Here is a 16,348-nt window from a genome sequence, read left to right as displayed (position 1 = left end):
AGTTTAGGCTAGTATTGTTCATAATACGCTTTCGCGAAAGCGTATATAATATTTATCCTTTTATAAAACGTCTTACAATAGAACTGTTTTGAGTGTCTACTCTAAGAAAAAATACTCCTTTAGGTAAGGTGAAAACACGAACCCTATTAAAATCACTTTCCTGTAATAAGACCCTTTTGCCTGAGATGTCAAACACTTCGATTTTTAATAGTTGAACTTCTTGTGGAGGGATAATAGTAATCTCTTCCTGCACAGGATTTGGGAATATTTTAAAAGAAGACAAGAAGGCATCCTCATTGTTTAAACTACAATCTTCAGAAAAGAATGTTTGAAAATCTGTTAACCAATTGTCATAAGGTTGCTCTCTGTTATTTGCAGTAGTTGCATCGTCTACTTGTATACAAGTAAGATTTGGATTTTCTAGGGTAGAGAACTCTGTGATAATACTATTATTTCCGTTTTGGATAGTAAGATTTGTGATGTTGGAGTTAAAAGCAATTATGGAAGCTAAAGCTGTATTTGTAGTAAGATCAAGATCTGTAATTTCATTTCTTGGTAATGTACCTAGACTTGGATTGGAAATATCAAGTGTTTCTAGTAACACATTATTAGAAACATCAAGATTTGTGAGATTGTTTTGACGTACACTTAATAAACGAAGTTGCTCATTGGTCGTGATAATTAGATTTTCTAATGAAGTATTGTTTGCCATTAGTTCTTCTAAAAAGATATTTCTTAACAAAGAAATCGCTGTGAGATCATTATTAAAACTAATATCTAGTTTTTGTAAAGCAGTAAAATCTTGAATACCTGTTATATCTTGTATATTTTGATTACTTATGTCTAGATCTGTTAAAGTATAGATGTCTGCGGTAAATACTTCTCCATTAAGAGTTTGATCAGAATCTATACCTTGATCGATTAATGCCTGCTCAAAATAAGGGTCTGGAATAAAGGTGATTTTGGCTTTAGTAAAGACGTCATTTACATCGGCTAGGATAGATTCATGCATTCTTATTTTTTGTCCTGTAGAAAATATACTTCGGCAAGAAAAAGCAAAAGCACTCATAAAATTTAAAATATCTTCTTGAAATATCTCATAAGGAGTCCCTTCACAATCTGTTAAATCACCGATGTATAAACAATTTACTTCATCTAGTTCTTGATCTATGGTCGCAAGATTATATCGAGGAGAAGCTGCGGTATCTGCAATACGATCACCCGCCGTAAGAGCATTATAATTTGAATCATTAGGATCTCTCGTGACATGCTCACACTCTGGAGTATTAAAAAACTCTCTTGTGTGAAAAATAAAAAAGTCGTGAGCAAGCTCATGAGTTAGTGTGTAATCTTGGAAATTATCTCTTTCTACAGCGCATATCGTACTATTAAATCTAGCCTCGCCACCGCCAGGGCCATGATTTTCTGGGATATAGACGTTAAAAGTATTGGGAGCGAAAAAACCATGTTGCTTTGCATAGGAGCCTATTTCTTCAAGATCTGCTCCAATATGATGTTCTGAAGAATTAAATGATTGGTTATCAAATCCCTTTAATCTAAAAAAGATATTAAAGGGGTTAAAATCATTATTTATTCTGGTAATTGCTTCCTGAACAGTGGCTTCATTAATGGTAGGTGTATTACTCACATCATCATTATTAATTCCCCAAAAGAAGATGGTGAATGTGACAGGCTCAAACGTAGCTAGAAAGTCTTCATCTACAGATCTGCTATATACTCCTGCTTCATCATCCGGAGCAGGACCGCCAGCGAGTAGTACACAATTGTTGTCATTCTGTGCAATTCCAATAAACGGAATTAATAAGATGATCCATGTTAAGAAAGTCTTCATATGTAAATGAATAGGTCGGTTTCTGGAAGATTAATTTACATGATAAATAATAAAGAAAGAGGTGTAGAAATAGATTCATAGGTATATGGTATCAAAATGACAATAGATTCTATATGTTTTTAGTACGCTTTCGCGAAAGCGTAATCTCCTTTATTTCAAAAGTTTTTATGACACTATTTACACTTTGTTCTTCTTACTTTAAGCGGTATCTTTGCATTTAGATTTAGTCTAAGTAAGGCTAGATTCTTTTGTAGACTTATTGCTTAAAAAAAGAGATGAAACTGAATAAGAAGGATATACTAGATGCACTTAAAACAATCACAGTTCCGGGTGCTGGAGAAAACATGGTAGATAGTGGTGCAGTCACAAATGTACTTACATTTGGAGATGAGGTAATTGTAGATATTACAATAAAAAACCCAACACTACAAGCTCGTAAGAAGACTGAGGTTGAGATTATGAAAGCGATCCATGAGAAAGTAGCGCAAAAAGCACAGGTTAAAATCAACCTTAAAGTAGATGCCCCTGCGCCATCGGAAAAAGTAGAAATCAAAGGAAAAGCAATTCCTGGGATTAAAAATATAGTAGCTATTGCCTCTGGAAAAGGAGGTGTAGGGAAATCTACAACCACAGCAAATATAGCCGTAAGTCTTGTGAAAATGGGATTTAAGGTAGGACTGCTAGATGCCGATATTTATGGGCCATCTGCGCCTATCATGTTTGATGTAGTAAATGAACGCCCACTATCTGTAACTATAGATGGGAAGTCTAAAATGAAACCTGTAGAAAGTTACGGAGTTAAAATCTTATCTATAGGATTTTTTACAAAACCAGATCAAGCTGTTGTTTGGAGAGGACCTATGGCTGCAAAAGCATTAAATCAAATGATTTTTGATGCAGCTTGGGGAGAATTAGATTTTCTTCTGTTAGATCTACCTCCAGGTACAGGAGATATACACTTAAGCATCATGCAATCTTTACCTATAACAGGAGCAGTCATTGTAAGTACACCACAAACGGTTGCACTTGCAGATGCAAAGAAAGGAGTAGCGATGTTTCAACAAGAAAGTATTAATGTTCCCGTCCTTGGTATTTTAGAAAACATGGCATATTTTACTCCAGAAGAATTGCCAGATAATAAGTATTATATCTTTGGAAAAGAAGGAGCAAAAAACCTTGCTCAAGATCTAGATGTACGTTTGTTAGGAGAAATTCCTTTAGTACAGAGTATAAGAGAAGCTGGAGATGTTGGGCGTCCTGCCGCATTACAAGATGGGACTCCTCTTTCAAAAGCTTTTGAAGAACTAGCCAGAAATGTTGTAGAAGAAACAGTACGTCGTAATGATAATTTGCCTCCTACCGAGGCAATTAAGATAACAACAATGGCAGGATGTAGCGCCGTTAAAAATTAAGGTATGACAGATCAAGAGTTAACTCAAAAAGTAGAAGACGCATTAAACGAGATTCGACCATTTCTTCAGAGTGATGGAGGTGATATTACCTTATTAGGAATTGAAGAAGGGAAGACTGTTCGTGTTCAATTAGAAGGAGCTTGTGTAGGATGTTCTGTAAATCAAATGACACTTAAAAGTGGCGTAGAGATGACGATCAAAAAACATGCTCCACAAATAGAAAGTGTAATTAATGTAGAAGCATAACGCTTTCGCGAAAGCATATTAAGGAAGAATTAAAAAATTTCCGCCTTCGCGGAAAAACACATATGATAAAGACAGATATACTCATCATAGGAGCAGGACCAACAGGGCTCTTTACTGTTTTTGAAGCAGGACTTTTAAAACTAAAATGTCATCTTATAGATGCTTTGCCACAACCAGGTGGACAGTGTTCTGAAATATATCCCAAAAAACCTATATACGATATCCCAGCTTTTCCAGAAGTGCTAGCAGGAGATTTGGTAGATAATCTAATGAAACAGATTGAGCCATTCCAACCAGGGTTTACATTAGGAGAGCGTGCACAAACTATAGAAAAACAAGATGATGATTCCTTTATTGTAACAACAAATAAAGGAACAAAACATCAAGCACCTATTGTTGCTATTGCTGGAGGTCTAGGAAGTTTTGAACCCCGTAAACCTTTATTAGAAAACATTGCGCAGTTTGAAGACAAAGGAGTAGAGTATATCATAAGAGATCCCGAATTATATCGTGATAAAAAAGTAGTCATTGCAGGTGGAGGAGATAGCGCATTAGATTGGAGTATTTTCTTGTCTGATGTTGCTAGTGAAGTAACATTAGTGCATCGTCGCAATGAGTTTAGAGGGGCACTAGATAGTGTAGAAAAAGTACAAGACCTTAAGGATAGCGGAAAAATAAAACTAATCACCCCAGCAGAAATTACAGCACTTACTGGAGATCAAAAACTAGAAAGTGTTACCGTGCAAAAAGGAGAAGAGGCCATAGAAATTGCTGTTGATCATTTTATCCCTCTTTTTGGATTATCCCCTAAATTAGGACCAATTGCAGATTGGGGACTTGAGATAGAAAAGAATGCTATTAAAGTAGATAATAGCTTAGATTATCAAACCAATATTCCTGGTGTTTATGCTATAGGAGATGTAAATACATATCCGGGTAAATTAAAATTAATCCTTTGTGGTTTTCATGAAGCCACATTAATGTGTCAGAGTGCATATCAACGTATTTTTCCAGATAAAAGATACGTGATGAAATACACAACAGTAGGTGGAGTAACTGGATTTGATGGTACAAAAAAAGAGGCCCCAAAGGCTGTTGTTAAAGCTATAGAGTAGGTATGCAAGGTTTTAGTATTGCTAGTAGTATAGGTTTTTTTGTAATTGTCATAACATTAGGATACTTGCTTCATCGTATACTTTCAAAAAAGAAGGTATACCTAAGAAAGGTGAAAGGACAAGGATGTGTTGCAAGAATCTTATATGTAAGTATATTATTATTGCTATTATATATCGTTTTGATCGTTATTTTTGGTGCGATTAAATTAATAAGTTTATAAGAATGTCAGACATACATATACACGTTACAGACCGTGAGGGAACGACTCATAAGATAGAAGCTCCTACAGATATGAATATGAATTTGATGGAAATTGTACGTATGTATGAACTTGCTCCAGAAGGTACTATCGGTGTGTGTGGAGGAATGGCTATGTGTGCTTCTTGCCAGTGTTATGTAGAGTCTGATCATGAACTTCCAGAAATGAGTGATGATGAAGACGCTATGCTTGCTGAGGCGTTTTATACAGAAGATAATAGTCGCTTAGGATGTCAAATACACATCTCACCAGAATTAGAAGGACTAAAAATAAAATTAGCTCCAGAATCATAATAGTATTACCACTACTTCGTAAGCCCTTCAGTTTTGTAATCTAGAATGTTTTTTGGCCCTTCAAGTAACACTCGCATAACTCGTAATGTGCCATCACTATGAGTGGCAATATGCCATTTTATTAATGCTATTTTTCCGTTTTCTATTTCTATACCAGTAATACTTCGAGGGTGTACACAACTTCCATCATTAAAAAAAGCAATATCTCCAGGTTCTGGAAATCGAGGCCTATGCGTATGACCTACAATGGTCATAAGATTGTTATTATCTGATATCCATTTTTTAAGGCGTCGTTCTACTTTGATGAGTTCTTTATAGTTTTTTGCAGGACTTGTAGGGTCAGAAATACCAAAAATCTGTAATGGTTTCCATAAAACACGAACAAGAAATCGATTAAAACGCCACCCGTGATAATTCATCCAGTCAGCTTGATGACCATGGCATAAAAAGAGTTCTTGATCCGTATCACAATGTTTTAAAACAATGGCTTCATGATATTTTAAATTTTTAAAAAGAATCTCTTCACGATTGTCTTTTGGATCAAAATAAGTGGTTAAATGTTTTTGAACATATTTAGGATCGCGATAGACCATATCGTGATTTCCCCAAATTAAATGTAATCTGTTTTCTAAGTGAAATTTCTGGAGTAAATGATATACGTTTTTATGTGCTTTAAGAATGCTCTCAAAAGAAGAATTCTCCCATAGTTCATCACCATCCCCTAATTCAAGATAAGTGAACCCTTCCTTGTAATAATGCTTAAGTGCATGAAAATAGATGTTTTCATTACGCGCAAAATCATCTGCAAAACTCTTATCTCCACGATGACAGTCAGAAAAAAAGATCATTTTATCCTGATTACCATAGTTGACTACTTTGGCATTCTTATAAGCTCTGTCTAGTCGTTTTTTAGAGTTCATATCGTAAAGATGCATAAAAAAGCCCGAATCTGTAAGACTCGGGCTTTTAATTTTATAAAATGTGCGCTTTCTATTTAAACGCGTTTTCTCCAGTAATATCTAGACCCGTAATTAATAAGTGGATATCGTGCGTACCCTCATAGGTAATAACACTTTCTAGATTCATCATATGTCTCATAATACTGTATTCACCAGTGATACCCATACCACCTAGTATTTGACGAGCTTCACGAGCAATTTTTATAGCCATATCTACATTGTTACGCTTAGCCATAGAGATCTGTGCAGAAGTAGCACGACCTTCATTTTTAAGTTGCCCAAGGCGGAATGCAAGAAGTTGTGCTTTTGTGATCTCTGTGATCATTTCTGCAAGTTTCTTTTGTTGTAATTGGAATGCTGCAATTGGTTTCCCAAATTGGATACGCTCTTTTGCATAACGCAAAGCAGTATCATAACAATCCATAGCAGCTCCTATAGCTCCCCAAGCAATTCCAAATCGTGCAGAATCTAAACATCCTAGTGGTGCTCCAAGGCCTGATTTGTTAGGAAGTAAATTTTCTTTAGGCACTTTTACATCTTGGAAAATTAATTCTCCAGTTGCACTCGCACGTAATGACCATTTGTTGTGTGTCTCTGGTGTAGAAAAACCTTCCATCCCACGCTCAACGATAAGTCCGTGGATACGTCCTTCTTCATTTTTTGCCCAAACAACAGCGACATTACAAAACGGCGAATTAGATATCCAAAGTTTTGCACCATTTAAAAGATAATGGTCCCCCATATCTTTATAATGAGTTATCATTCCTGATGGATTAGACCCATGATCGGGTTCTGTAAGACCAAAAGATCCCATCCATTCTCCAGAAGCAAGTTTGGGTAAATATTTTTTACGTTGTTCCTCACTACCATATTTCCAGATAGGATACATCACAAGTGATGATTGTACAGAGGCGGTAGATCGTACTCCAGAATCTCCACGCTCAATTTCTTGCATGATGAGTCCGTAAGAAATTTGATCAAGTCCTGCACCTCCATATTCTTCCGGAATATATGGGCCAAAAGCACCTATTTCTGAAAGTCCTGGGATAATAGATTTTGGAAACTCTGCATTTTGAGCAGCTTCTTCTATAATAGGTGATACATCACGTTTTACCCAAGCACGGGCAGCATCACGTATAAGTTTATGTTCTTCAGTTAAAAGATCGTCAAGATTGTAATAATCTGGCGCTTCAAAAAGATCTGGTCGCATGGTTTTATTTTTAGTAGTAGCAAATGTAACGAAAACGTTTTCTATGCCCCAAAATCACATCTACATTTTTAAGTAAAAATCTTTAACTAATGCGATATATTCTTCTGTGTATTCATGCCTCGCATGTTCAATAATGATTTTCTGTGGAAGTACGCTTTCGCGAAAGCGTATAAAACCAGCTTCTCCTTTAATTTCTTGAAGATATTCCTGACGTTGAAACTCTAGTAAACTCCTTTTTATAGGACTTTCAGAATTTCCTTGAACATGAGTGATACGCGTAAGGACTAAATGTGCTTTTGAGGCAAGTATAATAAAATCATCTTCCCTATGGCGCGGTATAATAATGTTGAAAGTACCGTTCATCGAAAGTAATTTTGCAACAGCGCCTACAAGTAACTCAAAAGGCATTGCATCTTCAAATCGGGCTTGCTTTCTGGCATCAGATATTTTTTCTCCTTCTGGGAGAGATTCCAATGGTAGAGAGGAGGTTTCGTAAAAAGGAGGATTGCTTACGATAAGATCGTAGGTTTCTTCTATTTCTGTAGCAAACTCGTACAAATGTGCGTGATAGCAAAAAAGACGATCTCCCCAATCACTATTTTCAAAATTTTCTGCAGCTTGCTCATAAGCATTATCATCTAGCTCTAAAGCGTCTATAGTGTGAGCAAAACTGCGTTGAGCAAGCATCATGGCAATAATGCCTGTTCCTGTTCCTATGTCTAAAATAGATTCAGGATCATGTGTAATAGAAGTCCACGCGCCTAATAAGACACCATCGGTTCCTATTTTTGCAGCACACCGATCTTGCGCAATAGAAAATTGTTTGAATTTGAAAGGAGTGTTTGCCATATCAAATAGGCATAAAACTAAATGTATAAATCGATAAGGCCATCTGGTACATCTAGTAAGATGGTCTTTTCTTTACGATCTAGTTTTTTGATAAAATCGTCTATCATAGGAATAAGAACTTCTTTTCCGTCTCGCTCTATCTCAAAAATAGCTTGAGAAGTAGTATCGTTAATTCCTTTGATAATACCAATCTCTCCAAAACTTTCATCGATAGCTGTAAATCCTATAACCTCATGAAAGTAAAATTTATCTCCGTCTAGTTCAGGAAGCATATCAAGGGGAAGATATAAGCTGGCGCCTATAAGATCTTCTGCGTCTTGTTCTGTCTCTACATCTTCAAATTTGAAACGTAGTAAGGTGGATTTGTGAAGTTGAGAAGATTCAATAAAAAATGGAACCAAATTCGTGCTAAAATCCACGAATACTGATTCCATTTTTGTATACATTTCGGGTTCGTCTGTATCTAGCTTTGCTAGGAGTTCCCCTTTGAAACTATATTTTCGTACGATTTTACCTAGATAGAAGCAATCTTCTTTCTTCATCGTTAGAAAATTATAATGTTATTCTTCAGAATCTGCTGCTGCTTCAGCAGTTTCAGCTGGCGCGTCTTCTGCGTCTGCTACTACTTCTGGCTCAGGTTGTGCTGCTGCTATACGAGCTTCGTTTACAGCTTGCTCAGCCTTAAGAGCATCTGCTTTTGCTTTTTCTGCAGCTTTAGAAAGATCTCCTTCTTTAGAAGAAATTTTTGAAGCTTTTTCTTCTAACCAAGCAGTAAATTTCTCTTCTGCTTGCTCTTCAGTAAGTGCTCCTTTACGTACACCACCAGCTAGGTGATTCTTAAGCATTGCTCCTTTGTATGAAAGAAGACGTTTTGCAGTTTCAGTAGGTTGTGCACCATTCTGTAACCATTTTACAGATCCATCCATATCCAATTCGATAGTTGCTGGATTTGTGTTTGGATTATAAATTCCTAACTTTTCTAAGAATTTACCATCTCTCTTTGAACGAGCATCTGCTGCTACGATCCAGTAAAAAGGTTTTCCTTTTTTACCGTGTCTTTGTAATCTAATTTTAACTGACATAATTTGAATTAATTTTTGAGGTACCCGACCTCAGATTTAATTAGGCGTGCAAAGATAACACAATTTTTTAGCCTAAATTACGTTATTTACTTTTTTATAGTACATTTGCTTTTAAACCTACTTTAACCTACATGTCATTATGAAACGCTTATTACCAATTCTATTAGTATCGTTATCTATCTTTTCTTGTTCTAATGAAATCCAAGATAGTATACCTGCATTCCAAGGAGTTAAGGATAGTCTTCTTTTTAGATCTGCAAGTAGTAGTGCCATTTTTAACGATAACGGAAGTCTTACCATACAAGGAACTTCTGAGACAGAAACATTAAATATATTAATTAACTCTACAAATCAATCTCAAGTTGAATTAGGTGGAGATAGCCCTAATGTAAATATTGCATCTTTTACAGATGAATTTGGGAATATCTTTTCTACAGCTTCTTCTAGTGCAGATGGTCAAGTAAATTATCAAATTAATAGTGATAATACAGTATCAGGAACTTTTAATTTTACAGCATTGCGTAATGGAATTAATGATACCCTTACTTTTAGTAGAGGGTTTATGTTTGGAATTCCAATCTTATCAGAATTAGGAGATACCCCAGATGTAGGGTCTAATGATTCTTTTACAGCAAGAGTAAACTCTGTGATTTTTAATCCTACAGTAATTACTTCTGTAGAATCTGGAAATTCATTAACAGTAGCTGGACAAACACAGCAAGCATCCATATCTGTTATATTCCCAACAAATACAGCACCGGGAACATATGATATTATGGAAGGAACGGATATTTTTGCTACCTATAGAATTCTTGCAGATGCAATGGGACTACAAGCACAATCGGGTACCTTGACTATTATTACAAATGATACAGTAAATAGAGAAATTTCTGGAGATTTTATTTTTGAAGTCGATGGATTCTCAATCACAGATGGAGAGTTTTCTGTAAGTTACTAGAAACTACTTTATTCTAAAACATATATGAGATCTAGATAGATCTTTAAAAAGGGCTTCCATTTGGAAGCCCTTTTTTGGTGTATAACATTTAATAACTCACGCGTTTTGAGAGGTGTTCTATCTTAAGATTTTCCGTACATTTCTATTTGCAAAATAGCTAGCAGATGTACCTTATTTTTGATACAGAAACCACTGGATTACCTAAAAACTGGAATGCCCCTATAACAGATTCTGATAACTGGCCACGTGCCATACAAATTGCTTGGCAATTGCATGATGCCTTAGGAAATGTTATTGAGCATCAAGACTATTTGATAAAACCAGAAGGATTTGATATTCCTTATGATGCAGAACGTATTCATGGAATCTCTACAGAACTAGCTGCACGTGATGGGATTTCTCTCCAAGAAGTACTAGAGAAATTCAATATTGCATTATCAAAAACAAAATATGTCGTAGGTCAAAATGTAGGGTTTGATGTTAATATTATGGGCGCTGAGTTTCATAGACAATCACTTCCTAATGACCTTCAAGAACTTCCAGTATTAGATACTTGTACCGAAACTACGGCAAAGCTATGTCAAATCCCTGGAGGTAGAGGGGGGAGATTTAAACTACCTACACTTACAGAATTACATAAACATTTATTTGGAGAAGGTTTTGGTGAAGCTCATAATGCTACAGCAGATGTAGAGGCAACGACACGATGTTTTTTTGAACTTATTCGTACGCGTGTATTTACGCAAGAAGAACTGGATGTACAACCAGATTATTTTGAAAATTTCTCACAAGAGAACCCACAGCCTATACAGTTTATAGGACTTAAGCATATTAATCTCAAACAAGCTTCTGATAAGATTAGAAAATCGCTTCAAAAGCAAGAAGTTCCTGAGATTTCAAAAACAGAAATAGCAGACAATGAAGCGCAAATGGCAGAAGCCCCATTTGCACATCTTCATAATCATACACAGTTCTCTATTTTACAGTCTACAACAAATATTCAAAACCTTGTAGATGCAGCTTCAAAATATAATATGCCCGCGGTAGCTATGACCGACACAGGTAATATGATGGGGGCATTTCATTTTGTAAAAGCGGTCAAGAATTATAATAAAGGAGCTAAGGCAAAAAATGAAGCTGCACTAGCCGAAGGGAATGATCCAGAAGCAACAGAGATTAAAGCCATTGTAGGATGTGAATTTAATGTGTGTGTAGATCATACCAATAAGAGTCAAAAAGATAATGGATATCAAATAGTGATGCTCGCCAAAAATAAAAACGGGTATCATAATCTAGCAAAAATGGCTTCTATTGCGTATACAGATGGTTTTTATTATGTCCCACGTATCGATAAGGAAGTTGTAGAGCAATACAAAGAAGATGTAATTGTGCTTACAGGAAATCTCTATGGGGAAGTGCCGAGTAAGATTCTTAATGTAGGAGAGAAACAAGCAGAAGAAGCACTGGTTTGGTGGAAAGAGCAGTTTGGAGATGACCTATACATCGAGTTGATGCGACATCAGCAGGAAGATGAAGATAGAGTAATGCCCGTACTTGTTACGCTTTCGCGAAAGCATAACATTAAACTTATAGCCTCTAATAATACATTTTATGTAGATAAGGATGATGCCGAAGCACATGATATCTTATTGTGCGTAAAAGATGGAGAAAAAGTAGCAACTCCAAAAGGTCGCGGTCGTGGGTATCGTTATGGACTGCCTAATAATGAATATTACTTCAAGAGCGGTGATGAGATGAAAGCGCTTTTTAATGACCTTCCAGAAGCAATTCTTAATGTGCAGGAAGTCGTTGATAAAGTAGAACCTTTTGAATTGGCTCGTGATGTACTCTTACCTGCCTTTGATATTCCTTCAGAATTCCTTTTTGAAGAAGATAAAGAAGATGGAGGTAAGCGTGGTGAAAATAAATTTTTAAAACACCTTACGTTTGAAGGAGCAAAAAAGAGATACGGAGAACCTCTTACCGAAGAGGTTATAGAGCGTCTTGATTTTGAACTTGATGTTATTGAAAAAACAGGATATCCTGGATATTTCTTAATTGTAGAAGATTTTATACGAGAAGCTCGTAATATGGATGTGTCCGTAGGTCCTGGACGTGGGTCGGCAGCAGGAAGTGTGGTTGCCTATTGTCTTTGGATTACAAATATAGACCCGTTAAAGTATGATTTGCTTTTTGAGAGATTCTTAAATCCGGATCGTGTGAGTATGCCGGATATCGATATTGATTTTGATGATGAAGGTCGTGGTCGTGTAATGCAATATGTAATTGATAAATATGGAGCAAACCAAGTAGCTCAAATTATTACGTATGGTACTATGGCAGCAAAGTCATCTATACGTGATACTTCTAGAGCATTAGACTTGCCGTTAGGTGATGCCGATCGTATTGCAAAACTTATTCCTAACATGTCTAAGCTTAATAAGATTTTAGGCAAGAGTGAGAAAGAATTAAAGTCTAAGTTTAGAGCAGATGATCTTGTTAAGGTCAATGAACTGATTAACCTTTCTGAAGGAGATGATCTAGAAGGAAGAATGTTGCGTAAAGCAAAAGAACTAGAAGGTTCTATGCGTAACACAGGAATTCATGCCTGTGGAGTAATCATTACACCAGATGATATTACCAAATTTGTCCCTGTAGCCACGGCAAAAGATTCTGATTTATATGTAACGCAGTTTGACAACTCAGTGGTAGAAGAAGCGGGACTGCTTAAGATGGATTTCTTGGGCCTTAAAACGTTAACGCTTATAAAAGATACTGTAAAACTTGTAAAGTACCGTCATGATGTAGATCTCGATCCAGAGAACTTCCCGCTAGATGATGAGAAAACGTATGAGCTATTTCAAAGAGGAGATACTGTAGGGATTTTCCAATATGAATCTCCTGGAATGCAAAAACATATGCAAGCGCTTAAGCCTACCGTTTTTGAAGATTTAATTGCAATGAATGCTTTGTATCGTCCAGGACCGATGGAATATATCCCGTCGTTTGTAAGACGTAAGCACGGAGAAGAAGATATAGAATATGATCTTCCTGCGATGGAAGAATACCTTAAAGAAACGTACGGAATTACAGTATATCAAGAGCAAGTGATGTTGCTTTCTCAAAAGCTAGCCGATTTTACCAAAGGTGAAGCCGATGTCCTTCGTAAGGCTATGGGTAAAAAGCAAATTGCGGTACTAGATAAAATGAAGCCTAAGTTTATTGAACAGGCTTCTGCAAAAGGACATGATCCTGAAAAATTAGAAAAAATATGGAAGGATTGGGAAGCATTTGCGGCCTATGCCTTTAATAAATCACACTCAACGTGTTATGCTTGGATTGCTTATCAAACAGCGTATTTAAAAGCACATTATCCAGCCGAATATCTTGCGGCAGTACTTTCTAACAATATGAATGATATCAAGCAGGTAACTTTCTTTATGGAAGAATGCAAGCGCATGGGGATGGAAGTATTGGGTCCAGATGTAAATGAATCTTTCAGAAAATTTACGGTAAATGATAATGGAGCGATTCGTTTTGGAATGGGAGCTGTAAAAGGAGTAGGAACTGGAGCTGTAGCTACTATTGTAGAACATAGACAGGAAAGTAAATACAAATCGGTATTTGATTTTGCACGCCGTATAGATTTACGAGCGGCAAATAAAAAAGCATTCGAAAGTCTAGCTCTTGCTGGAGGATTTGACGAACTTGGAAACACACATCGCGCACAGTTTTTTCATAATGAAGGTGATGGAATTACCTTCTTGGAAAAAGCAGTAAAGTATGGAGCTCGTTTTCAGGAAAACGAAAATAGTGCTCAAGTAAGCCTTTTTGGCGAAGCAAGTGAAGTACAGATTCCAGAACCTGTTGTGCCTCCATGTGAAGAGTGGGGGACTATGGAAAAACTTCGTAGAGAAAAAGAAGTAGTAGGAGTCTATATCTCAGGCCATCCACTTGATGATTTTAAAACAGAAATGAAAACCTTCTGTAATGCTACAGTAACCCATTTTAATAGAATGGAAGAATATGTAAATCGCGAACTCATTTTTGGAGGTGTGATTACAGATGTACAACATCGTATTTCTAAAAATGGAAAAGGTTGGGCAGCATTTTCAATAGAAGATTTTACAGATACTTTTGAGTTTAGAATGTTTGGAGAAGAGTATTTAAAATTACGTCACTTCTTAATTCCTAATACATTTATACACGCAAAAGTATTTATACGAGAAGGTTTTGTCAATAGAGAAACGGGACGTAAAAGCGATCCTCGTACACAGTTTAATAGTATCCAGCAATTACAAGATGTGATGGGAACTCTTGCAAAAAAATTGACAATCAATATTGATATTAATGAAATTGCAGAAGCACGTATCCAAGAAATAAAAACGATTCTTGATGCGCATGTAGGTGATGGGAAGTTACACTTTCAAGTATTTGAGCCTAAAGAGAAATTGTATGTGCGTATGCCTAGCAAAAAGCAGAAAGTAAAAATCACACAGGAGTTACTAGATACGCTTGATGAAAATGCGGTGCATTATAAATTGAACTAGAATTCGTTTTTTATGTTGAAATTGTACGTTGGAGTCTATGCTGGTACCCCACGCTGAATCTGTTGAAGTGTTAAGTTGAAGTACGCTTTCGCGAAATCGAGCGTGCGAGGTTCACGACCAAAAGGGAGAGCGTAGCGTTAAAGCTATTAATATCCAGTCACCAATAAATTACGGGCACCGCGGATACCACATTTTTGATAGTGATTATAGGCTTGTGCAGCAAGCTCTCTTATTTCGCTATTGCTCTTTTCTTGAATCCAACCATCCAATGCCCATTTTAAGGTGTACGCTTCTGGTGCCATAAGTCCTGTGCTCCAAACTAATGGATTGGCACCTGTTTTTGAAAAGTAAGGTTTAAAAAAATCTTTACTATAACAGGCTAATATAATAGCATCTTTGGTAGATGAAGTGTCCTTTTTGAGATCAATATCCAATTGAAATTCCATAAGGCCATCGTGTCCTATGTAACTTACGAGATCGACTTTTCCTCCAAAAGCAACTTGTTTATTATTTATAGTAATCGTTGTAGAAAAACCCCCTGAAGATGCTTTTAAAAAATCAATAGTAGTCTGCTTGATGTATTTTCCGTTATAAGCATCTGCTAGTAGGTAGGTGTTTGTTGTAGCGTGTTTAAAAAGAACACGTTCTAAAATTTGTGGATTATCGGATGGAATAGATTGTATAAATGTCCAGTCCTTACTTTTTTTAAAATGCGTTTTCACTCCATATAAAGCACCCCAATACAAATTGGTTTTAGGGTTTTGTCCGTTACCTAATGTTTTAGGAACGGGAATAATGCCTTGGTTCACATTGTCGCAAAGAGCTACAAATATATGTGCCGTTTTAGGTAATGTGTTTTGAGCTAGTACACTTGTTGAGAATAAGAGCAGTGCGATGTACTTTATCATATAATGATAACGTGTAGGAATGGGGGATTATTTTTTTAGTTTCTTGATTTTTAATGACTAATTTGTTTATGGGTATACTTTTGTTTTTTTTGCAATAGGAGCTGTACGCTTTTCAAAAGCTTGCTCTATATATTTTTTAGAATCAGCTACAAAATCATCCCATTTTACCAGTACACCATACCTGTCTTCTTCTGTCCAATGACATTTTCCATTTGGAATATGATAGTTGTAGCTAAATTCTCTAATTGCTGTTCGATCATTAATACTTACGTAATTAAGTGTTTCTCCACAAGTAGAACATACACCATTTCCTGTATATACATCATCATATATTTCGGGTAATACAATTCCTAAAATTCCATTTTTTGTGTTATTTACTCCATCATATAGAGAGGCTTGTAGTTCTCTCTTAATATATTTTTGTTCTTCTTGGCCAAGATTTTCGGCACTATAGGCTCCAATAAGGTGAATAGTTACTGTAGAATGGGATAGATAATCTTCTCTTATCCTCTGCATGATATAGTCTTCATTTTCTGATACTATAGATTCATTTAAAGATTTGTCTATCATTTCGATTTTAAGATCATTTTGGATAATTTCTTTATATTGGATATCCTCAGTTTTAAAGGATATAAAACATGTTCTTTTCATATT

The 16,348-nt window shown here is 36.0% G+C and carries 14 protein-coding genes; 6 read left to right on the top strand and 8 right to left on the bottom strand.

The window, feature by feature from the left end:
• Positions 1 to 52 precede the first annotated feature (52 nt).
• A complete protein-coding gene (locus tag ABJD27_RS13545) occupies positions 53 to 1,852 on the bottom strand; it encodes a T9SS type A sorting domain-containing protein (protein ID WP_348170089.1) in 1,800 nt (599 codons plus the stop codon).
• A 275-nt stretch (positions 1,853 to 2,127) separates the two neighbouring features.
• On the opposite strand from ABJD27_RS13545, the gene ABJD27_RS13540 reads away from it, so the two are divergent.
• The 4 genes from ABJD27_RS13540 to ABJD27_RS13525 all read left to right on the top strand — a co-directional run bounded on the left by ABJD27_RS13540 (position 2,128) and on the right by ABJD27_RS13525 (position 5,178).
• The gene (locus tag ABJD27_RS13540) at positions 2,128 to 3,264 is read left to right on the top strand and encodes an Mrp/NBP35 family ATP-binding protein (protein WP_348170086.1); all 1,137 of its coding nucleotides are present in this window, start codon (positions 2,128 to 2,130) and stop codon (positions 3,262 to 3,264) included.
• 3 nt (positions 3,265 to 3,267) lie between these two features.
• Positions 3,268 to 3,510 carry a NifU family protein gene (locus tag ABJD27_RS13535; protein WP_348170083.1) on the top strand — a complete coding sequence of 81 codons (243 nt, stop codon included), beginning with the start codon at positions 3,268 to 3,270 and terminating at the stop codon, positions 3,508 to 3,510.
• A gap of 62 nt (positions 3,511 to 3,572) precedes the next feature.
• A complete protein-coding gene (locus tag ABJD27_RS13530; RefSeq protein ID WP_348170080.1) occupies positions 3,573 to 4,625 on the top strand; it encodes an NAD(P)/FAD-dependent oxidoreductase in 1,053 nt (350 codons plus the stop codon).
• A gap of 223 nt (positions 4,626 to 4,848) precedes the next feature.
• On the top strand, positions 4,849 to 5,178 hold the full coding sequence (locus ABJD27_RS13525; RefSeq protein WP_348170077.1) for a 2Fe-2S iron-sulfur cluster-binding protein: 330 nt from the start codon (positions 4,849 to 4,851) through the stop codon (positions 5,176 to 5,178).
• Positions 5,179 to 5,189: 11 nt separating this feature from the next.
• Here the strand turns inward: ABJD27_RS13525 and ABJD27_RS13520 are convergent, their stop codons facing one another.
• The 5 genes from ABJD27_RS13520 to ABJD27_RS13500 all read right to left on the bottom strand — a co-directional run bounded on the left by ABJD27_RS13520 (position 5,190) and on the right by ABJD27_RS13500 (position 9,278).
• Positions 5,190 to 6,098, bottom strand: coding sequence for a serine/threonine protein phosphatase (locus tag ABJD27_RS13520; protein WP_348170074.1), 909 nt, complete (start codon positions 6,096 to 6,098; stop codon positions 5,190 to 5,192).
• A 70-nt stretch (positions 6,099 to 6,168) separates the two neighbouring features.
• Entirely contained in the window at positions 6,169 to 7,347 is a 1,179-nt protein-coding gene (locus tag ABJD27_RS13515; protein WP_348170071.1) for an acyl-CoA dehydrogenase family protein, read from the bottom strand.
• A 60-nt stretch (positions 7,348 to 7,407) separates the two neighbouring features.
• Entirely contained in the window at positions 7,408 to 8,196 is a 789-nt protein-coding gene (locus ABJD27_RS13510) for a methyltransferase (RefSeq protein ID WP_348170068.1), read from the bottom strand.
• Between the two features lie 17 nt (positions 8,197 to 8,213).
• Positions 8,214 to 8,738, bottom strand: a complete 525-nt coding sequence (rimM, locus tag ABJD27_RS13505) for a ribosome maturation factor RimM (RefSeq protein WP_348170065.1) — start codon at positions 8,736 to 8,738, stop codon at positions 8,214 to 8,216.
• 18 nt (positions 8,739 to 8,756) lie between these two features.
• Positions 8,757 to 9,278 carry a 30S ribosomal protein S16 gene (locus ABJD27_RS13500; protein ID WP_348170062.1) on the bottom strand — a complete coding sequence of 174 codons (522 nt, stop codon included), beginning with the start codon at positions 9,276 to 9,278 and terminating at the stop codon, positions 8,757 to 8,759.
• A 139-nt stretch (positions 9,279 to 9,417) separates the two neighbouring features.
• Between ABJD27_RS13500 and ABJD27_RS13495 the strand changes: the two genes are divergently transcribed.
• Complete coding sequence (locus ABJD27_RS13495; protein ID WP_348170059.1) at positions 9,418 to 10,236, top strand: DUF6252 family protein; 819 nt, start codon at positions 9,418 to 9,420, stop codon at positions 10,234 to 10,236.
• Between the two features lie 164 nt (positions 10,237 to 10,400).
• Entirely contained in the window at positions 10,401 to 14,786 is a 4,386-nt protein-coding gene (dnaE, locus tag ABJD27_RS13490) for a DNA polymerase III subunit alpha (RefSeq protein WP_348170056.1), read from the top strand.
• A 146-nt stretch (positions 14,787 to 14,932) separates the two neighbouring features.
• On the opposite strand, the gene ABJD27_RS13485 is transcribed toward dnaE, so the two are convergent.
• Positions 14,933 to 15,694, bottom strand: a complete 762-nt coding sequence (locus ABJD27_RS13485) for a hypothetical protein (RefSeq protein WP_348170053.1) — start codon at positions 15,692 to 15,694, stop codon at positions 14,933 to 14,935.
• Positions 15,695 to 15,760: 66 nt separating this feature from the next.
• Complete coding sequence (locus ABJD27_RS13480) at positions 15,761 to 16,345, bottom strand: TIR domain-containing protein (protein WP_348170050.1); 585 nt, start codon at positions 16,343 to 16,345, stop codon at positions 15,761 to 15,763.
• Positions 16,346 to 16,348: the final 3 nt, after the last annotated feature.

Origin of the sequence: Dokdonia sp. (genome assembly GCF_039945015.1) — a bacterium.
In the GTDB taxonomy this organism is placed as follows: Bacteria; Bacteroidota; Bacteroidia; order Flavobacteriales; family Flavobacteriaceae; genus Dokdonia.
Note: the sequence above shows the minus strand (reverse complement) of the source record. Positions and strands in the feature narration are given on the sequence as shown.